Raw genomic sequence first — 16,653 nt, 5'->3', positions numbered from 1 at the left:
TTGTGTTGGATAAGCTGTGACAACGAACCTATCGTGCCCGGGCAGTCTAAGTGCTGTCCCACCTCAAGGAAGCCTAACCTGTGAAATCACTGCTTGCCCTGCTGTCGATCCTCGCCTTTCCGGTGATGGCCGCCGAGCCCACCCTGTATGGCCGTTACGAGAACATTGCCCTGCCGGAGCTTGGCGAAACCCTCAAGGCCAAGATGGACACCGGTGCCTACACCGCCTCGCTGTCGGCCAAGGACATCGAGCTGTTCACCCGCGATGGCAATGAGTGGGTGCGCTTCCGTCTGGCGACCAAGAACGCCGACGGCAAGGTCTACGAGCATGAGCTGTCGCGCATCAGCAAGATCAAGAACCGTGTGGACGAGGAAGAAGAGGGGGACCTCCCGGAAGTCTCCAAGCGCCCGGTGATCGACCTGGAACTGTGCCTGGGTGACGTCAAACGCACGGTGGAGGTCAACCTGGCCGACCGCAGCCACTTCAACTACCCGCTGCTGATCGGCTCCAAGGCCCTGAAAGAGTTCAAGGCGGCGGTGAACCCGGCCAAGAAGTTCACTGCCGGCAAGCCGGACTGCTAGTTGAGCCGTATGCCACCGGCGTTGCCGGTGTTCGCGGTTGAACCCGCTCCCACAGGGCTGGCGGTGATCCTTGTGGGCGCGGGGTACCCGTGAAGAGCTCCGCACTTGGCCCAATGCCAGCCCCACAGGGGTTGCGTGATGCCTGCTGATCACCTACAAGTCCAGCATTTGCCCAAGTAAGGCCGGACGCCATGCCCCACATCCTCATCGTCGAAGACGAATCCGCCATTGCCGACACGCTGGTCTATGCCTTGCAGGCCGATGGCCACAGCACCGACTGGGTGACGCTCGGTAGCGCAGCCCTCGAGCAGCAGCGTCTGCATCCGGCGGACCTGGTGATTCTCGACATCGGCCTACCGGACATCAGCGGCTTCGAAACCTGTCGGCAGTTGCGCCGTTTCAGCGACGTGCCGGTGATGTTCCTCAGCGCCCGTGATGCCGAAATCGACCGAGTGGTTGGGCTCGAGATCGGTGCCGACGATTACGTGGTCAAGCCGTTCAGCCCACGGGAGGTGGCCGCCCGCGTGAGGGCGATCCTCAAGCGCATGGCGCCCCAGGCCCAGACGTCGGCCCAGGCCTCGGTGTTCCAGCTCGATACCTTGAGCATGCAGATCCGCTACCACGCCCAGCCGCTGGCCCTGACCCGTCATGAATTTCGTCTGTTGCAATGCTTGCTGGAGCAACCCCGGCGGGTGTTCAGCCGCGAGCAACTGCTCGATGCGGTGGGTGTGGCTTCCGATGCTGGCTATGAACGCACCATCGACAGTCATATCAAGAGCCTGCGTGCCAAGCTGCGCCAGGTCGCTGCCGATGCCGAGCCCATCCAGACACATCGTGGCCTGGGTTACAGCTACAGCCCGGATCACGCCTGATGCGCCTGGGTATTCGCATCTTCCTGGTGTATTTCCTGTTCGTCGGGTTGTCTGGTTACTTTCTGCTCAGCACCGTGCGCGAACAGATCCGCCCGGTGGTGCGCCAGTCCTCCGAGGAAACCCTCGTGGACACTGCCAACCTACTGGCGGAGATCCTCCATGACGACGTCAAGGCCGGCACCCTGAATCAAGGGCGGTTGCCTCAGGTGTTGGCGTCTTACGGCGAGCGCCGCCCAGGCGCGCGGATCTGGGGGCTGGCGAAGAACCAGGTCAGCCACCGCATCTATGTCACCGACGCCAAGGGGACCGTGCTGCTGGACTCCAGCGGCCAGGACGTGGGCAAGGACTACTCGCGCTGGAACGATGTCTACCTCACCCTGCGCGGCCAGTATGGCGCGCGCTCCACACGCAGCGATCCGGCCGACGAAACCACCTCGGTGATGCACGTGGCTGCGCCGATCCTCGACCAGGGCCGCATCATCGGCGTGGTGACGGTGGCCAAGCCCAACAGCTCGCTGCAACCCTACATCGACCGCGCCGAGCAGCGGCTGCTGAACCTGGGCCTGGGCCTGATCGGCCTTGGCCTGTTGGTGGGGGCGGCGCTGTCGTGGTGGCTGGCGCGCTCGCTGCGGCGGCTGACGCGCTATGCCCAGGCTGTCAGCGAGGGCCAGCGCGCAGCCTTGCCCCACTACAAGGGGGGCGAGTTGGGGCAGTTGGCCACAGCGGTAGAGCGGATGCGGACCCAGCTCGAAGGCAAGGCCTATGTCGAGCGCTACGTGCACACCCTGACCCATGAGCTCAAGAGCCCGCTGGCGGCGATCCGCGGGGCATCCGAGCTGCTTCAGGGCGACATGCCCCAAGACGTGCGGGTGCGTTTTGCCAGCAACATCGAGCGCGAGAGCGGGCGCTTGCAACAGATGATCGAGCGCTTGCTCAACCTGGCAAGGGTCGAGCAAATGCAGGCATTGGAAGACGAACAGTATGTCGCCTTGGCGGCGCTGATCGATGAGTTGCTGTTGAGCCATGCGGCGCGCATCGAAGGCGCCCGCTTGCAGGTTCGCCAGCGGGTGCCGGTGGAGCTGGGGTTGCTGTGTGATCCTTTCCTGATGCGCCAGGCCCTGGCCAACCTGCTGGACAATGCGCTGGATTTCTCGCCGGCAGGCGCAGCGTTGTTGTTCGAGTTGGAACGCGACGGCGAACGGGTGGCGCTGAGTGTGTTCAACCAGGGCGAGCCGATCCCTGATTACGCCATCGGGCGAGTCAGCGAGCGCTTCTATTCGCTGCCACGGCCAGGCAGCGGGCGCAAGAGTACGGGGCTGGGGCTTAACTTCGTGGCGGAGGTGATGCAGTTGCATGGCGGCGCGTTAGCCGTGGAGAACGTCGAGGGCGGGGTGCGCGTGCGGTTGTGGTTGCCGGCGCGACGTGTGAATTGAGCCGACAGTCTTCTGCGCAGCCCCTTCGCGGGTAAACCCGCTTCCACCGGTGCCGCGGTGTTGTTGAAAACACCACCCAATCTCCACGCGTACTCCACAAAGGCTCCACGCAGCGGTTCCACACTGCGCCCATCGCAAACGGAGCCCTAGCCCATGACCAAAACCTTGAGTTTCAAGCTCGGCATGATTGCCCTGCTGATGTTGCTGTTGTTGATCCCACTGCTGATGATCGGTGGCCTGATCGGAGAACGACAGGCCTTGCGCGACAGCGTGCTGCAGGATATAGCCGAAAGCTCAAGCTTCGGCCAGCAGATCAGCGGCCCGCTGCTGGTGGTGCCCTACCGCAAGTACGAGCGGCGCTGGACCGAGAAGAACGGCCAGAGCGTCCAGGAGACCATCACGCTCAATGGCCAACTGTACTTCCTGCCTGAAACCTTCGACGTAGACAGCGATATCGACACCGAACTGCGCGCCCGGGGCATCTACCAGGCCCGGTTGTTCCACGCCAAGAGCAGGGTGAGCGGTCGTTTCAAGCTCCCGACGCGCTGGGGTATCGAGAAGGATTGGGAGGACTACCGCTTCGACAGGCCCTACCTGGTGGTGGGCATCAGTGATATTCGCGGCATCGAGCACGCCCTGACGCTGACGCTGGATGATCAGCGCCTGCCGTTCGAGCCCGGCACTGGCCTGGATTGGCTGGGCGGGGGCGTGCATGTCGCCTTGCCGATGCTCGAGGGTGGCCAGGCCCGTGAGTTCACCTATGGCTTCGACCTGGCTTTGCAGGGGACTGGCCAGTTGCATGTCGTGCCGGTGGGGCGCAGCAGCAGTGTGGACATGCGCGCCAACTGGCCGCACCCAAGCTTTGTCGGCAATTACCTGCCCAGCCGTCGGGAAATACACGGTCAGGGTTTCGAGGCCCATTGGCAGACCTCGTTCTTCGCCACCAACCTTGAGGATGCGCTGCGCCAATGTGCCGGCCAGGGTCAGTGCACCGATTTCAATGCGCGCGCCTTTGGCGTCAGTTTCGTCGATCCGGTGGACCACTACCTCAAGAGTGAGCGGGCAATCAAGTATGCGCTGTTGTTCATCGCCCTGACCTTCGCGGGCTTCTTCCTGTTCGAGGTGCTGAAGAACCTCAGCGTGCATCCGGTGCAGTACATGCTGGTGGGGGTGGCGTTGGCCTTGTTCTACTTGTTGCTGCTGTCTTTGTCCGAACACCTGGGCTTTGGCCTGGCCTATGGACTGTCGGCCTCGGCGTGCGTGCTGCTGATCGGCTTCTACCTAAGCCATGTGCTGGGCAGCGTGAGGCGGGGGATCGGCTTTGCGGCGGGGCTGGGGGGATTGTATGGGCTGCTCTTCGGCCTGCTCAGCGCCGAGGACTATGCGCTGCTGATGGGCTCGCTGCTGTGCTTTGGCCTGCTTGGTGTGTTCATGGTGCTGACCCGCCGCCTGGACTGGGCGCAGGTGGGGAGAGCGGCATGAGGGAGGATCGAGAAACGGGGCGTTGGTTGGCCTATCGAATCGGGATGCTTGTTCTGTGGCATCGGGATGAGGTTTTCGCGAGTGAACCCGCTCCCACAGGGCTGGCGGCAATCCGTGTGGGAGTGGGTTTATCCGTGGACAGGCCCGTCAGATCACAGGAGCCGTTGCAGCCATCGACGGCCGCTTGAGCACCTCGGCATACCAAGCGGCAAGCCCTGGCTGCTGCTCGCGCCAGCCGAACTGCGGCTGGCGCAGGTCCAGGTAGCCCAGTGCACAGGCCACGCCGATGGCGGCGATGTCGAAGGTCGAGGCGAGCTCCGCCAAGTGCGCCTGCTCCAGGTTGGCCAGGCTGCGGCGGATCTTCTCGCCTTGGGCCTGGACCCAGCCGTCCCAGCGTTTGTCTTCCGGACGCAGGAAGGTCTCGTATCGGGTCGAGACCGCCGCATCCATGATCGCATCGGCCTGGGAGGCCAAGGTCAGGCGCCGCCAGCGGGCAGAGCCTTCGCGGGGGATCAGCGGGTTGCCGACGTGCTGCAGGTCGAGGTACTCGCAGATCACCCGGCTGTCGTGCAATACCGCGCCGTCTTCCAGGCGCAGCGCCGGGATCTTGCCGATCGGGTTGTCTTGGTTGAGCTGGTCATCGCCATTCACAGGGCTGACGTTGACGGCTTGCAAGGTCACGCGGTCGAGCTGACCGGTCTCGTGCAGCACGACCATCACCTTGCGCACGAACGGCGAGAGCGGCGAGTGGAACAGGGTCATCGTCGTCATGGCCAGGCCTCAGTTGCCTTGCAGGCTTGGGGGCAGGCAGACGCCGGTGCCAGCGATGCCGCAGTAGCCGTCGGGGTTCTTGGCCAGGTACTGCTGGTGGTAGGCCTCGGCGAAGTACACGGTCGGCGCCTGGTCGATCTCGGTGGTGATCTCGCCGAAACCGGCCTTGCTCAGCTCGGCCTGGAAGGCGCCACGGCTGGCCTTGGCCTGTTCCAGTTGCTCGGGGCTGGTGCAGTAGATTGCCGAGCGATACTGGGTGCCGATGTCGTTGCCTTGGCGCATGCCTTGGGTCGGGTTGTGCAGTTCCCAGAACATCGCCAGCAGCTCGCGATAGCTCACTTTGTCCTTGTCGAACACCACCAGCACCACTTCGGTGTGGCCGGTCAGGCCCGAGCAGACTTCTTCGTAGGTCGGGTTGGGGGTGAAGCCGCCGGCATAGCCGACCACGGTGCTGACCACGCCTTCGCGCTGCCAGAAACGACGTTCGGCGCCCCAGAAGCAGCCCAGGCCGAAGATGGCGAAATCGATGCTGCCCTCGAAGAAGGGGCCCAGCAGCGGCGTGTCCTTGAACACGTAGTGGAACTCGGGCAGGGGCATCGGGGTGTCGCGGCCAGGCAGGGCCTGTTCCGCAGTAGGCATGACGTTTTTGTTCACCAGGATTTCCGAACGCAGGACCATGGCCGTTCCTCTGTATGTCAGGTAGATGAGTGTTGGCCGCTTCGCGGGTAATCCCGCTCTCACATCAGCAGCGTCGTGCCTGTGGGAGTGGGCGCACCGGCGAAATGGCTCGAATGGGGCTTATAGTGCCCGAGCTTGGCGTCGCTGTCAGGCCACCGGGCCGCGTGGATAACGCTTGAGCCGCTCGGCCAGTTCGCGCCCCGGAATCGGCTTGTCGAACAGGTAGCCCTGGCCGACATCGCAGCGATGCCGCCGCAGGAAAGCCAACTGCTCGGCGGTCTCGATACCCTCGGCAACCACCTTGAGCTTGAGGTTGTGAGCCATGGCCACCACCGCCGAGGTGATTTCCATGTCGTCCTGGTTGTCGGGAATCTCGTTGATGAAGCTGCGGTCGATCTTGATGATGTCGATCGGAAACTTCTTCAGGTAGCTCAGCGAGGAATAGCCGGTGCCGAAGTCGTCCATGGCCAGGATCAGGCCCAGGGCCTTGAGCTCGTCGAGCTGGCGATGGGTGTCGACGGTCGCTTCCAGCAGCAGGCCTTCTGTCAGCTCCAGTTCCAGCAGGTGCGGCGGCAGGGCTTCTTCCTTGAGGATGGTGCCGATCGAGGCCACCAGCTCTGGGTCGGAGAACTGCTTGGGCGACAGGTTGATGGCCACGTGCAGGTTGCCCACGCCGACCTGGCTCAGGTGCTGGCTCATGCGGCAGGCCTGGCGCACGACCCATTTCCCGATCGGGATGATCAGCCCGGTTTCCTCGGCCACGCTGATGAACTGATCGGGGCGGATCATGCCTTTTTCGGGGTGGTTCCAGCGCAGCAGGGCCTCCAGGCCCAGCAGGCGGCCACTGCGCAGGCACAGCTTGGGCTGGTAGAACACCTCCAGCTCGTTCTGGGTCAGGGCGCGGCGCAGGTTGTTCTCCACGAACAGCTTGTAGCTGGCCTCGGCATTGAGCACCTCGGTGAAGACCTGGACCTGGTGCTTACCGTTGGCCTTGGCCTTGTGCAGGGCAAGGCCTGCGTTTTTCATCAGGCTTTGCGGGTCGCTGCCGTGCAGGGGGGCACAAGCCAGGCCCACCGAGGCGGTGACGTTGATCAGCTGGTTGTCGACGAACATGGGTTTGTCGAGGGTGTGCAGCAGTTGCTGGGCCACTTGCTGGCCGGTCTCCAGGCTCGCATCGTCGAGCAGCACGGCGAACTCGTTGCTGGCAAAACGCGCCAGGATATCGCTGCTGCCCAGGCTGTTGCGCAGGCGCCGGGCCAAGCTGACCAGAAGCTTGTCGCCGGTCTGGTGGCCGAGGCTGTCGTTGATCCGCTTGAAGTTATCGATGTCCACCAGCAGCAGGCACAGGGGCCTGTCGCCGATGTGCTCGAAGCGTTCATCGAGGTTGCGGATGAACGAAGGGCGGTTGCCCAGGTTGGTCAGGTTGTCTGTGTAGGCCAGGCGTTCGATGCGCTGCTGGGCCAGCTTGCTTTGGGTGATGTCTTCGTAGATGCCGATGTAGTGGGTCAGCTCGCGGTTGTCGCCGAAGACCTTGGATATCGACAACTGGCCCCAGTAGGGCTCCAGGCTCTTGCGTCGGCTCTTGAACTCGCCTTGCCAGCTGTTGCCCATGGCCAGGCTCGAGGGCGAATGGAACAGCAGTTCACTCAGATTCTCCAGCGCGGGCAGTTCTGCCAGGTGGCGACCCTGCACTTCATCGGTGCTGTACTGGGTGATGGCGGTGAAGCTTGGGTTGACGTATTCCACCACGCCGTCGCGGTTGACCAGCAGGAAGGCGCTGGCGCTCTGTTCCACGGCCCGCTGGAACAGGTGCAGGGCACTGGCCGCCGTGCGTCGGTTGTGGTTGGTGATGACTTGGGCGACCTGGTCGGCCAGCTCCCCGGCAAAGGCGATTTCGTCGGCCTGCCAGGCACGGGCCTTGCCGATCTGCTCCAGGCACAGCACGCCAACGACCTGGCCATCGACGCGAATGCTGGCGTCGAGCATGGCATTGTTGGTCGCTGCGTACAGGCTCTCGGCCATGTCGCGGGTGCGAGGGTCTTGGCCGGCGTTATGGGCATCGATGGCGCGGCTGGCGTGCAGGGCATCGAGGTAGTCCGGGAAGCAGCTGGCGTCGATGGGCTGGGGCAGGTAGTGACGCTGATCCCGGCTGTGCCAGGCACTGATCGGCTCCAGATGCTGGTCCTGCAGATGCCAGAGGCTGGCGCAATCGACCTTGTAGATTTCGCAGGCACTGCGGGTGATCAGCTCGGCCGCCTCCTGCAAGGAGTTCTCGGCGCTGTAGCGCTGGCGGGCCAGGCGCAGGATGAGGTCTTGCTGGGCGCGCACACGCTCGAGGTGCTGTAGCTGCTCCTGCTGGGCACGCTGGTTGAGCTGCAAGGCCAGTTGCAGACGGCTGTTGCGAGATTCCAGGTCGTCCTCGCCGAGCCCTGGCTCCTCGTGCTGCTGATCATCGAGCACCGTGAGATAGCCGCGCAACAGTTGGCGGTTGTGCTGGCGGTAGGCTTCGCCGATCTCCAGCAGGCGCAGGGCTGCGCCGCTGGTGTGCAGGGTGTAGCGGACCCGGTAGTGGTTGCGCCGGGCCAATTGCAGTTGGATCTCGTCATGCAGCCTGTAGCGCGCCTCTGGCTCCATGAGGCTGGCATAGGGTGAGCCGATCAGGGCGCAGAGGTCGGCGGCAGGCAGGCCGAACTGGCGCTCGCAGGCCGGATCGAGATAGAGCATCGCCCAGCTGGCTTCGTTGAGCCGTTCGAAACGCAGCATGCCGAGCCGTGAAGGCACGGGGAGCTGCGTGACGACCTCGGCCGCCACTCGGCTGGCGGCATCGGGTTGGCTTTTCATCGAAGACTCGCTTGAAGAAGGCAGTTGGCGCGGCGGGCCACGAGCTATGCGGCGGTGCCTAGGGCAAGGTTGCATCATGTCCCGGGGGCTGGCAAGCGGCCATATGGGAAGCGATGAACAGCTTGTCGGCGGTTGGACGGAAATCTAAAGGCCAGAGGGGGCTGTGGCAGCGGGTTCGCCTGCGAAGGGCTGCGAATTTGACGATGTATTCGCGTCCTTTTCATCAGGCAAAAAAAGCCCCGCCAGAGTGGCGGGGTTGAGGTACGAGCGTGGCAGCTCGAAACAGGCTTGCCTCACCCCTTGGAGGGTGAGGCAAGGGGCTGCATTACAGCAGCATGGTGCGGATGTCCGCCAGCACATCGCCCAGGCGCTTGGTGAAGCGCGCGGCGGCGGCGCCGTTGATCACACGGTGATCGTAGGACAGCGACAGCGGCAGCATCAGCTTGGGCTGGAAGGCCTTGCCATCCCAGACCGGCTGCATGGTGGCCTTGGAGACACCCAGGATCGCCACCTCAGGCGCGTTGACGATCGGCGTGAAGCCGGTGCCGCCAATGTGGCCGAGGCTGGAGATGGTGAAGCAGGCGCCCTGCATCTCGTCGGACGACAGCTTCTTGGTGCGGGCTTTTTCGGCGAGCGCCGCGGCTTCGGCAGCCAGTTGCAGCAGGCTCTTCTGGTCCACGTTCTTGATCACAGGGACCAGCAGGCCGTCCGGAGTGTCCACGGCGAAGCCGATGTGCACGTACTTCTTGCGGATGATCGCCTTGCCACTGGGTGCCAGCGAGCTGTTGAAGTCCGGCAGTTCCTTGAGCAGGAAGGCGCAGGCCTTGAGCAGCAGCGGCAAGACGGTCAGCTTGACGCCAGCCTTCTCGGCCACGGCCTTCTGCGCAACGCGGAAAGCTTCCAGCTCGGTGATGTCGGCGGAGTCGAACTGGGTGACGTGCGGCACGTTCAGCCAGCTGCGATGCAGGTTGGCGGCACCGACCTGCATCAGGCGGGTCAGGGCGACTTCTTCCACTTCACCGAACTTGCTGAAGTCCACGGCCGGGATCGGCGGGATGCCTGCACCACCGGTCGCGCCAGCGGCTGGAGCTTCCTTGGCTTTCTGCATCATGGCCTTGACGTAGACCTGCACGTCTTCTTTCAGGATACGGCCGTGCGGACCGGTCGCGGCGACCGCGCCCAGGTCGACACCGAATTCACGGGCCAGCAGACGCACGGCAGGGCCAGCATGGACCTTGGCGTTGCTGCCAGCAGCCGGTGCGGTGGCGACCGGAGCCGGGGCAGCCGCCGGAGCTGGTGCTGCGGCAGGCGCGGCGGCTGGCGCCGACTCGGCCTTGGCAGGGGCCGGTGCGGCAGCTGCTGGAGCGGCAGCCGGGGCGGCGCCCGCGACTTCCAGCTTCAGGATCAGGTCACCGGTGCCGACTTCGTCGTCCAGCTTGGCGATCACTTCCTTCACCACGCCAGCGGCGGGGGATGGGATCTCCATGGAGGCCTTGTCGGACTCCAGGGTGATCAGCGACTGGTCGGCTTCGACGGTGTCGCCGGCCTTGACCAGTACTTCGATGATCTTGGCCTTGCCCGACGAACCGATATCCGGCACATGGATGTCCTGCACGCTGGCGGCGGCAGGTGCAGCAGCCGGGGCAGGGGCAGCGGCTGGCGCAGGTGCGGCAGCCGGTTGCTCTGCGGCAGCCGGTGCAGCAGCGGCCGGAGCCTCGGGCGCCGCGGCGGCGCCCTCGACTTCCAGGACCATCAGCTCGTCGCCTTCTTTCAGGCGATCACCCAGCTTGACTTTCAGTTCCTTGATCACGCCGGCCTTGGGGGCGGGGATCTCCATGGAGGCCTTGTCGGACTCCAGGGTCAGCAGGCTCTGGTCAGCCTCGATACGGTCACCGACCTTGACGAACAGCTCGATGATTTCACCTTCACCGCTGCCGATGTCAGGTACGCGAATGAGTTCGCTCACTTAAAAATACTCCTCAGCAGTCCAGTGGGTTGCGCTTGTCCGGATCGATGCCGAACTTGACGATGGCGTCGGCCACCACCTTCGGTTCGATCTCGCCACGGTCAGCCAGGGCTTCCAGGGCAGCCAGCACGACGAAGTGACGGTCGACTTCGAAGAAGTGACGCAGCTTCTTGCGGCTGTCGCTGCGACCGAAGCCATCGGTACCCAGGACCTTGTACTCCTTGCTCGGGACCCACTGACGGATCTGTTCGGCGAAGAGCTTCATGTAGTCGGTGGACGCTACAACCGGGCCCTTGCGGCCGGCCAGGCACTGCTCGACGTAGGTCTGCTGTGGCTTCTGGCCAGGCTTGAGGCGGTTGGCGCGTTCCACGGCCAGGCCGTCACGGCGCAGTTCGTTGAAGCTGGTGACGCTCCAGACGTCGGCACCGACGTTGTATTCCTCGCGCAGGATCTTGGCCGCTTCGCGGACTTCGCGCAGGATAGTGCCCGAACCCAGCAGCTGCACGTGGTGCGCGGCCTCGCGGGTGTCTTCCTCGAGCAGGTACATGCCCTTGATGATGCCTTCCTCGGCGCCGGCCGGGATGGCTGGCTGGGTGTAGGCTTCGTTCATCACGGTGATGTAGTAGAAGACGTCCTGTTGCTCTTCGGTCATCTTCTTCATGCCGTCCTGGATGATCACCGCCAGCTCGTAGCCGTAGGTCGGATCATAGGTACGGCAGTTCGGGATGGTGGCAGCCATCAGGTGGCTGTGACCGTCTTCGTGCTGCAGGCCTTCACCGTTGAGGGTGGTACGGCCGGCGGTACCGCCGATCAGGAAGCCACGGGTGCGGCTGTCGCCAGCGGCCCATGCCAGGTCACCGATACGCTGGAAGCCGAACATCGAATAGAAGATGTAGAACGGCAGCATCGGCTGGTTGTGGTTGCTGTACGAGGTACCAGCGGCGATGAACGACGACATGGCGCCGGCTTCGTTGATGCCTTCCTCGAGGATCTGGCCCTTCTTGTCCTCGCGGTAGAACATCACCTGGTCCTTGTCGACCGGCTCGTAGAGCTGACCCACGGACGAGTAGATGCCCAGCTGGCGGAACATGCCTTCCATACCGAAGGTACGGGCTTCGTCCGGGATGATCGGAACGATGCGCTGGCCGATTTCCTTGTCCTTGACCAGCTGCGCCAGGATGCGCACGAAGGCCATGGTGGTGGAGATTTCGCGGTCGCCCGAACCGTCCAGGATCGCCTTCAGGGTTTCCAGCGGCGGAGTCGGGATGCTGAAGCTCTGTGCACGGCGCTGCGGTACGAAGCCACCCAGGGCTGCGCGGCGCTCGGCCAGGTACTTGGCTTCGGCGCTGCCTTCTTCCGGACGGAAGAATGGCAGGTTTTCCAGGTCGGCATCCTTGACCGGGATGTCGAAGCGGTCACGGAAGTGACGCAGGCTGTCGACGTCGACCTTCTTGGTGTTGTGCGCGGTGTTCTTGGCTTCGCCGGCACCGGTACCGTAACCCTTGATGGTCTTGGCCAGGATGACGGTTGGCTGACCTTGATGGTTTACCGCCTGGTGGTAGGCCGCATAGACCTTGTACGGGTCGTGGCCGCCACGGTTGAGCTTCCAGATCTCGTCGTCGGACAGGTCTTCGACCATGGCCTTGAGTTCTGGGGTGTTGAAGAAGTGCTCACGGACGTACGCACCGTCCTTGGCCTTGTAGTTCTGGTACTCGCCGTCGATGACTTCGTCCATACGGCGCTGCAGGGCACCGTTGGTGTCCTTGGCGAACAGCGGATCCCAGAAGCGGCCCCAGACGACCTTGTTGACGTTCCAGCCACCGCCACGGAACACGCCTTCGAGTTCCTGGATGATCTTGCCGTTGCCGCGAACCGGGCCGTCGAGGCGCTGCAGGTTGCAGTTGATGACGAAGATCAGGTTGTCCAGCTTCTCGCGGCCAGCCAGGGCGATCGCGCCCAGGGATTCCGGCTCGTCGCACTCGCCGTCGCCCATGAAGCACCAGACCTTCTGCTTGCCGGCCGGGATGAAGCCACGGGCTTCCAGGTACTTCATGAAGCGTGCCTGGTAGATCGCCTGGATCGGACCCAGACCCATGGAAACGGTCGGGAACTGCCAGAAGTCAGGCATCAGCCATGGGTGCGGGTAGGAGGACAGGCCCTTGCCGTCCACTTCCTGACGGAAGTTGTTCATCTGGTCTTCGTTGATGCGACCTTCGAGGAAGGCGCGGGCATAGATGCCTGGGGAGGCGTGGCCCTGGAAGAAGATCAGGTCGCCACCGTGCTCCTCGGTAGGGGCCTGGAAGAAGTAGTTGAAGCCGATGTCGTACAGGGTGGCGCTGGAGGCGAAGCTCGAAATGTGGCCGCCCAGGTCCGAATCCCGCAGGTTGGTACGCATGACCATGGCCAGGGCGTTCCAACGTACCATCGAGCGGATGCGGCGTTCCATGAACAGGTCGCCAGGCATGCGTGCTTCGTGGGTAACAGGGATGGTGTTGCGGTATGGCGTGGTGATTGCGTACGGCAGCTGAGAGCCACTACGGGTGGCCAGCTCGCCCATACGGGTCATCAGGTAGTGAGCGCGGTCTTCGCCTTCTTTGTCGAGGACCGACTCCAAGGCATCCAGCCATTCCTGGGTTTCGACGGGATCGAGGTCTTGCATGGCTTGCTCCAGGGCGGAAAGGCCACCAGAATCGGGGGCCTGAGTTTGCGACTGGCCTTTTGGGCAGACGTCGTGAATTCTTGGATTAGCCGGACAGTCATCCGGCGCCGTGTAGTTTTACTACAAATGGTTTGGCATTTCATGCTTTTGAACAGCCGGGGTAGTAGTAAAACTACAGAAAAGCGGCATTTTGTCGCATGCCGGGTTGTGAGGAAAAACGTTCCCGTAGGTTTGGACTGGGCTTTGGTTGGGTGAATCTTGATGTTTTTAACCAATGATTCGTTTATTTCAGCTATTTCCAACTTTTGTATGACAGTCCAACCGTCATTCGGCATCCCCTCGGCCGCCTCTACCCCTCCCACTCACGCCGATCAAGGATAGACCATGCGCCTGCCTTTGCCGCTCGATCTGCCCGCCGTCCTGCAACCGCTGGTCGTCCGTAACCAACAATCCCTGCGTGAGGCCATCGCAGGTCTCGAGGGGCTGGACTTCGATGCCTGGAGCCCCGCCCAGCGCCATGCGTTCGACCAAGTGGCCGCAGCCAGCGACTTCGTCCTGGAAGTAGCCCTGCGCGAGCCGGCCATGCTCTTCGCGCTGCAGGCCAGCGGTGAGCTGGAGCGGCCTTTCGCCCCGGGCGAGATGCGCGCGCGCATCGCCGCCGCCGCCGAGGCGGCGCAGAGCGAGGAGGAGCTTGCGCGCAACCTGCGCCGCGAGCGCAACCGCCAGCAGGTGCGCATCATCTGGCGCGACATCACCCGCCAGGCCGCGCTGGGAGAAACCTGCCGCGACCTTTCCGACCTGGCCGACGCCTCCATCGACCAGGCGTATCAATGGTTGTATCCGCGCCATTGCCAGCAGTTCGGCACGCCCATCGGCAACCGCAGCGGCCAGGCGCAGCACATGGTGGTGCTGGGCATGGGCAAGCTGGGCGCGGTGGAGCTGAACCTGTCTTCGGACATCGATCTGATCTTCGCCTTTCCCGAGGGCGGCGAGACCGAAGGGGTCAAACGCTCGCTGGACAACCAGGAGTTCTTCACCCGCCTGGGCCAGCGGCTGATCAAGGCGCTGGACCCGGTGACCGTCGATGGTTTCGTGTTCCGCGTCGACATGCGCCTGCGCCCCTATGGCTCGGCCGGTGCCCTGACGTTGTCGTTCAATGCCTTGGAGCAGTATTACCAGGACCAAGGCCGCGACTGGGAACGCTACGCCATGATCAAGGCGCGGGTCGTGGCCGGCGACCAAGTCGCCGGCGCCCAGTTGCAGAATATGCTGCGCCCGTTCGTCTACCGCCGTTACCTGGATTTCTCGGCCATCGAGGCGCTGCGTACCATGAAGCAGCTGATCCAGCAGGAAGTGCGGCGCAAGGGCATGTCGGAGAACATCAAGCTCGGCGCGGGCGGCATCCGCGAAGTGGAGTTCATCGCCCAGGCGTTCCAGTTGATCCACGGCGGGCGCGACCTGAGCCTGCAACAGCGGCCACTGCTCAAGGTGCTGGCGACCCTCGAAGGCCAGGGCTACCTGCCGCCGGCGGTGGTGGCCGAGCTGCGTGAGGGCTATGAGTTCCTGCGTTATACCGAGCATGCGATCCAGGCCATCGCCGACCGCCAGACCCAGATGCTACCGGAGGACGAAAGGGACCGTGAGCGCGTGGCGTTTATCCTGGGCTATGCCGACTGGCAGAGCTTCCATGACCAGCTCATGCACTGGCGTGGCCGGATCGACTGGCATTTCCGCCAGGTGATCGCCGACCCCGACGACGAGGAAGGCGAGGGCGAACTGGTCGTCGGTGGCGAATGGTCGCCGCTGTGGGAGCAGGCCCAGGATGAAGAGGCCGCCTGCCGACAGTTGGAGGAAGCCGGCTTCAAGCACCCCGCCGAGGCTCTGCGCCGCCTGGCGTTGCTGCGCTCCAGCCCTTCGCTGCGCTCCATGCAGCGGATCGGACGCGAGCGCCTGGATGCCTTCATTCCGCGCCTGCTCGCCCAGGCGGTGGAGCACGCTGACCCGGACTTGGTCCTGGAGCGCGTGTTGCCGCTGGTCGAGGCGGTGGCGCGACGTTCGGCCTACCTGGTGCTGCTGACCGAGAACCCGGGCGCCCTGCGCCGGTTGCTGACCCTGTGCGCGGCCAGCCCGTGGATCGCCGAACAGATTGCTCGTTATCCGTTGTTGCTCGATGAACTGCTCAACGAAGGCCGGCTGTTCAGTCCACCCCTGGCCCCGGAGCTGGCCTGCGAGCTGCGCGAGCGCCTGACGCGCATTCCCGAGGACGATCTGGAGCAGCAAATGGAGGCCTTGCGTCACTTCAAGCTGGCCCACAGCCTGCGGGTGGCCGCCTCGGAGATCACCGGCAACCTGCCCCTGATGAAAGTCAGCGACTACCTGACCTGGCTGGCCGAGGCGATCCTCGACCAGGTGCTGGCCCTGGCCTGGCGCCAGACGGTGGCCCGTCACGGCCAGCCCACGCGCAGCGACGGCAGTCTGTGCGATCCGGGATTCATCATCGTCGGCTACGGCAAGGTCGGCGGCATCGAGCTGGGGCATGGCTCGGACCTGGACCTGGTGTTCATCCACGATGGCGATCCCCAGGGCGAAACCGACGGCGCCAAACCCATCGACGGCGCGCAGTTCTTCACTCGGTTGGGGCAACGCATCATTCATATGCTGACTACCCAGACCAACTCCGGTCAGCTCTATGACGTGGACATGCGCCTGCGTCCGTCCGGCGCCTCGGGGTTGCTGGTCAGTTCCGTGGGGGCCTTCGAGCGCTACCAGCAGGGCGAGGCCTGGACCTGGGAGCACCAAGCTCTGGTGCGGGCGCGGGTGCTGGTGGGCTGCAAGCAGGTCGCGGCGGCGTTCGAGGACGTGCGCGCCCGGGTGCTGGGCAAGCCGCGCGAGCTGGACAAGCTGCGCCAGGAAGTGAGCGAGATGCGCGCCAAGATGCGCGACAACCTTGGCACCAAGAGCACCGCCGCAGGGACTGCCGCCAATGCCTTCGAGGCCGGCATGCCCTTCGATATCAAGCAGGATGCCGGCGGTATCGTGGATATCGAATTTATGGTGCAATACGCCGCTTTGGCCTGGTCCCACGACCACCCGGCCCTGCTGCGCTGGACCGACAACATCCGCATCCTCGAGGAGCTGGAGCAGGCTGGCCTGATGCCGGCCAACGATGCAGTGCTGCTGCGCGAGGTGTACAAGGCGTTCCGCTCGGCCTCGCACCGCCAGGCCCTGCAGAAGCAGGCCGGGGTCGTCGATGCCGGGCAGTTTGCCGATCAGCGCCGCGAGGTGCGGCGGATCTGGAGCGAGCTTGGGCTGACCTGAAGCCCTCCGCCAGCCCCGTGGTGGCTGGCACGAGCATCGCCCGTGTTCGCTG

Annotated in this window: 10 protein-coding genes; 5 read left to right on the top strand and 5 right to left on the bottom strand. The window is 64.0% G+C overall.

Annotated features, from left to right (window positions below):
• Positions 1 to 80 precede the first annotated feature (80 nt).
• From rloA2 to creD, 4 genes are all read left to right on the top strand, one after another.
• The gene (rloA2, locus tag ABOA88_RS14360) at positions 81 to 581 is read left to right on the top strand and encodes a retropepsin-like aspartic peptidase RloA2 (RefSeq protein WP_367850643.1); all 501 of its coding nucleotides are present in this window, start codon (positions 81 to 83) and stop codon (positions 579 to 581) included.
• A 191-nt stretch (positions 582 to 772) separates the two neighbouring features.
• Positions 773 to 1,453, top strand: coding sequence for a two-component system response regulator CreB (creB, locus tag ABOA88_RS14355; protein ID WP_367850644.1), 681 nt, complete (start codon positions 773 to 775; stop codon positions 1,451 to 1,453).
• Positions 1,453 to 2,886: a two-component system sensor histidine kinase CreC gene (gene creC / locus ABOA88_RS14350; protein WP_196167877.1), complete on the top strand. Its 1,434-nt coding sequence runs from the start codon at positions 1,453 to 1,455 to the stop codon at positions 2,884 to 2,886. The genes creB and creC overlap by 1 nt, the downstream gene beginning before the upstream one ends.
• A gap of 153 nt (positions 2,887 to 3,039) precedes the next feature.
• Positions 3,040 to 4,368: a cell envelope integrity protein CreD gene (creD, locus tag ABOA88_RS14345; RefSeq protein ID WP_367850645.1), complete on the top strand. Its 1,329-nt coding sequence runs from the start codon at positions 3,040 to 3,042 to the stop codon at positions 4,366 to 4,368.
• Between the two features lie 147 nt (positions 4,369 to 4,515).
• Here creD and ABOA88_RS14340 read toward each other — a convergent pair whose 3' ends face one another.
• The 5 genes from ABOA88_RS14340 to aceE form a co-directional block, all read right to left on the bottom strand.
• Complete coding sequence (locus ABOA88_RS14340) at positions 4,516 to 5,139, bottom strand: glutathione S-transferase (RefSeq protein WP_274092844.1); 624 nt, start codon at positions 5,137 to 5,139, stop codon at positions 4,516 to 4,518.
• Between the two features lie 9 nt (positions 5,140 to 5,148).
• Positions 5,149 to 5,817 carry a peptide-methionine (S)-S-oxide reductase MsrA gene (gene msrA, locus ABOA88_RS14335; protein ID WP_367850646.1) on the bottom strand — a complete coding sequence of 223 codons (669 nt, stop codon included), beginning with the start codon at positions 5,815 to 5,817 and terminating at the stop codon, positions 5,149 to 5,151.
• A 147-nt stretch (positions 5,818 to 5,964) separates the two neighbouring features.
• On the bottom strand, positions 5,965 to 8,658 hold the full coding sequence (locus tag ABOA88_RS14330; protein ID WP_196167874.1) for a putative bifunctional diguanylate cyclase/phosphodiesterase: 2,694 nt from the start codon (positions 8,656 to 8,658) through the stop codon (positions 5,965 to 5,967).
• A 325-nt stretch (positions 8,659 to 8,983) separates the two neighbouring features.
• The gene (aceF, locus tag ABOA88_RS14325) at positions 8,984 to 10,624 is read right to left on the bottom strand and encodes a dihydrolipoyllysine-residue acetyltransferase (RefSeq protein WP_196167873.1); all 1,641 of its coding nucleotides are present in this window, start codon (positions 10,622 to 10,624) and stop codon (positions 8,984 to 8,986) included.
• 13 nt (positions 10,625 to 10,637) lie between these two features.
• Positions 10,638 to 13,283 carry a pyruvate dehydrogenase (acetyl-transferring), homodimeric type gene (gene aceE, locus ABOA88_RS14320; protein WP_196167872.1) on the bottom strand — a complete coding sequence of 882 codons (2,646 nt, stop codon included), beginning with the start codon at positions 13,281 to 13,283 and terminating at the stop codon, positions 10,638 to 10,640.
• A 384-nt stretch (positions 13,284 to 13,667) separates the two neighbouring features.
• On the opposite strand from aceE, the gene glnE reads away from it, so the two are divergent.
• A complete protein-coding gene (gene glnE, locus ABOA88_RS14315; RefSeq protein WP_367850647.1) occupies positions 13,668 to 16,601 on the top strand; it encodes a bifunctional [glutamate--ammonia ligase]-adenylyl-L-tyrosine phosphorylase/[glutamate--ammonia-ligase] adenylyltransferase in 2,934 nt (977 codons plus the stop codon).
• Positions 16,602 to 16,653: the final 52 nt, after the last annotated feature.

The sequence above is a fragment of the Pseudomonas sp. PKS genome, assembly GCF_051913525.1.
Taxonomy (GTDB): domain Bacteria; phylum Pseudomonadota; class Gammaproteobacteria; order Pseudomonadales; family Pseudomonadaceae; genus Aquipseudomonas; species Aquipseudomonas guariconensis_D.
Note: the sequence above shows the minus strand (reverse complement) of the source record. Positions and strands in the feature narration are given on the sequence as shown.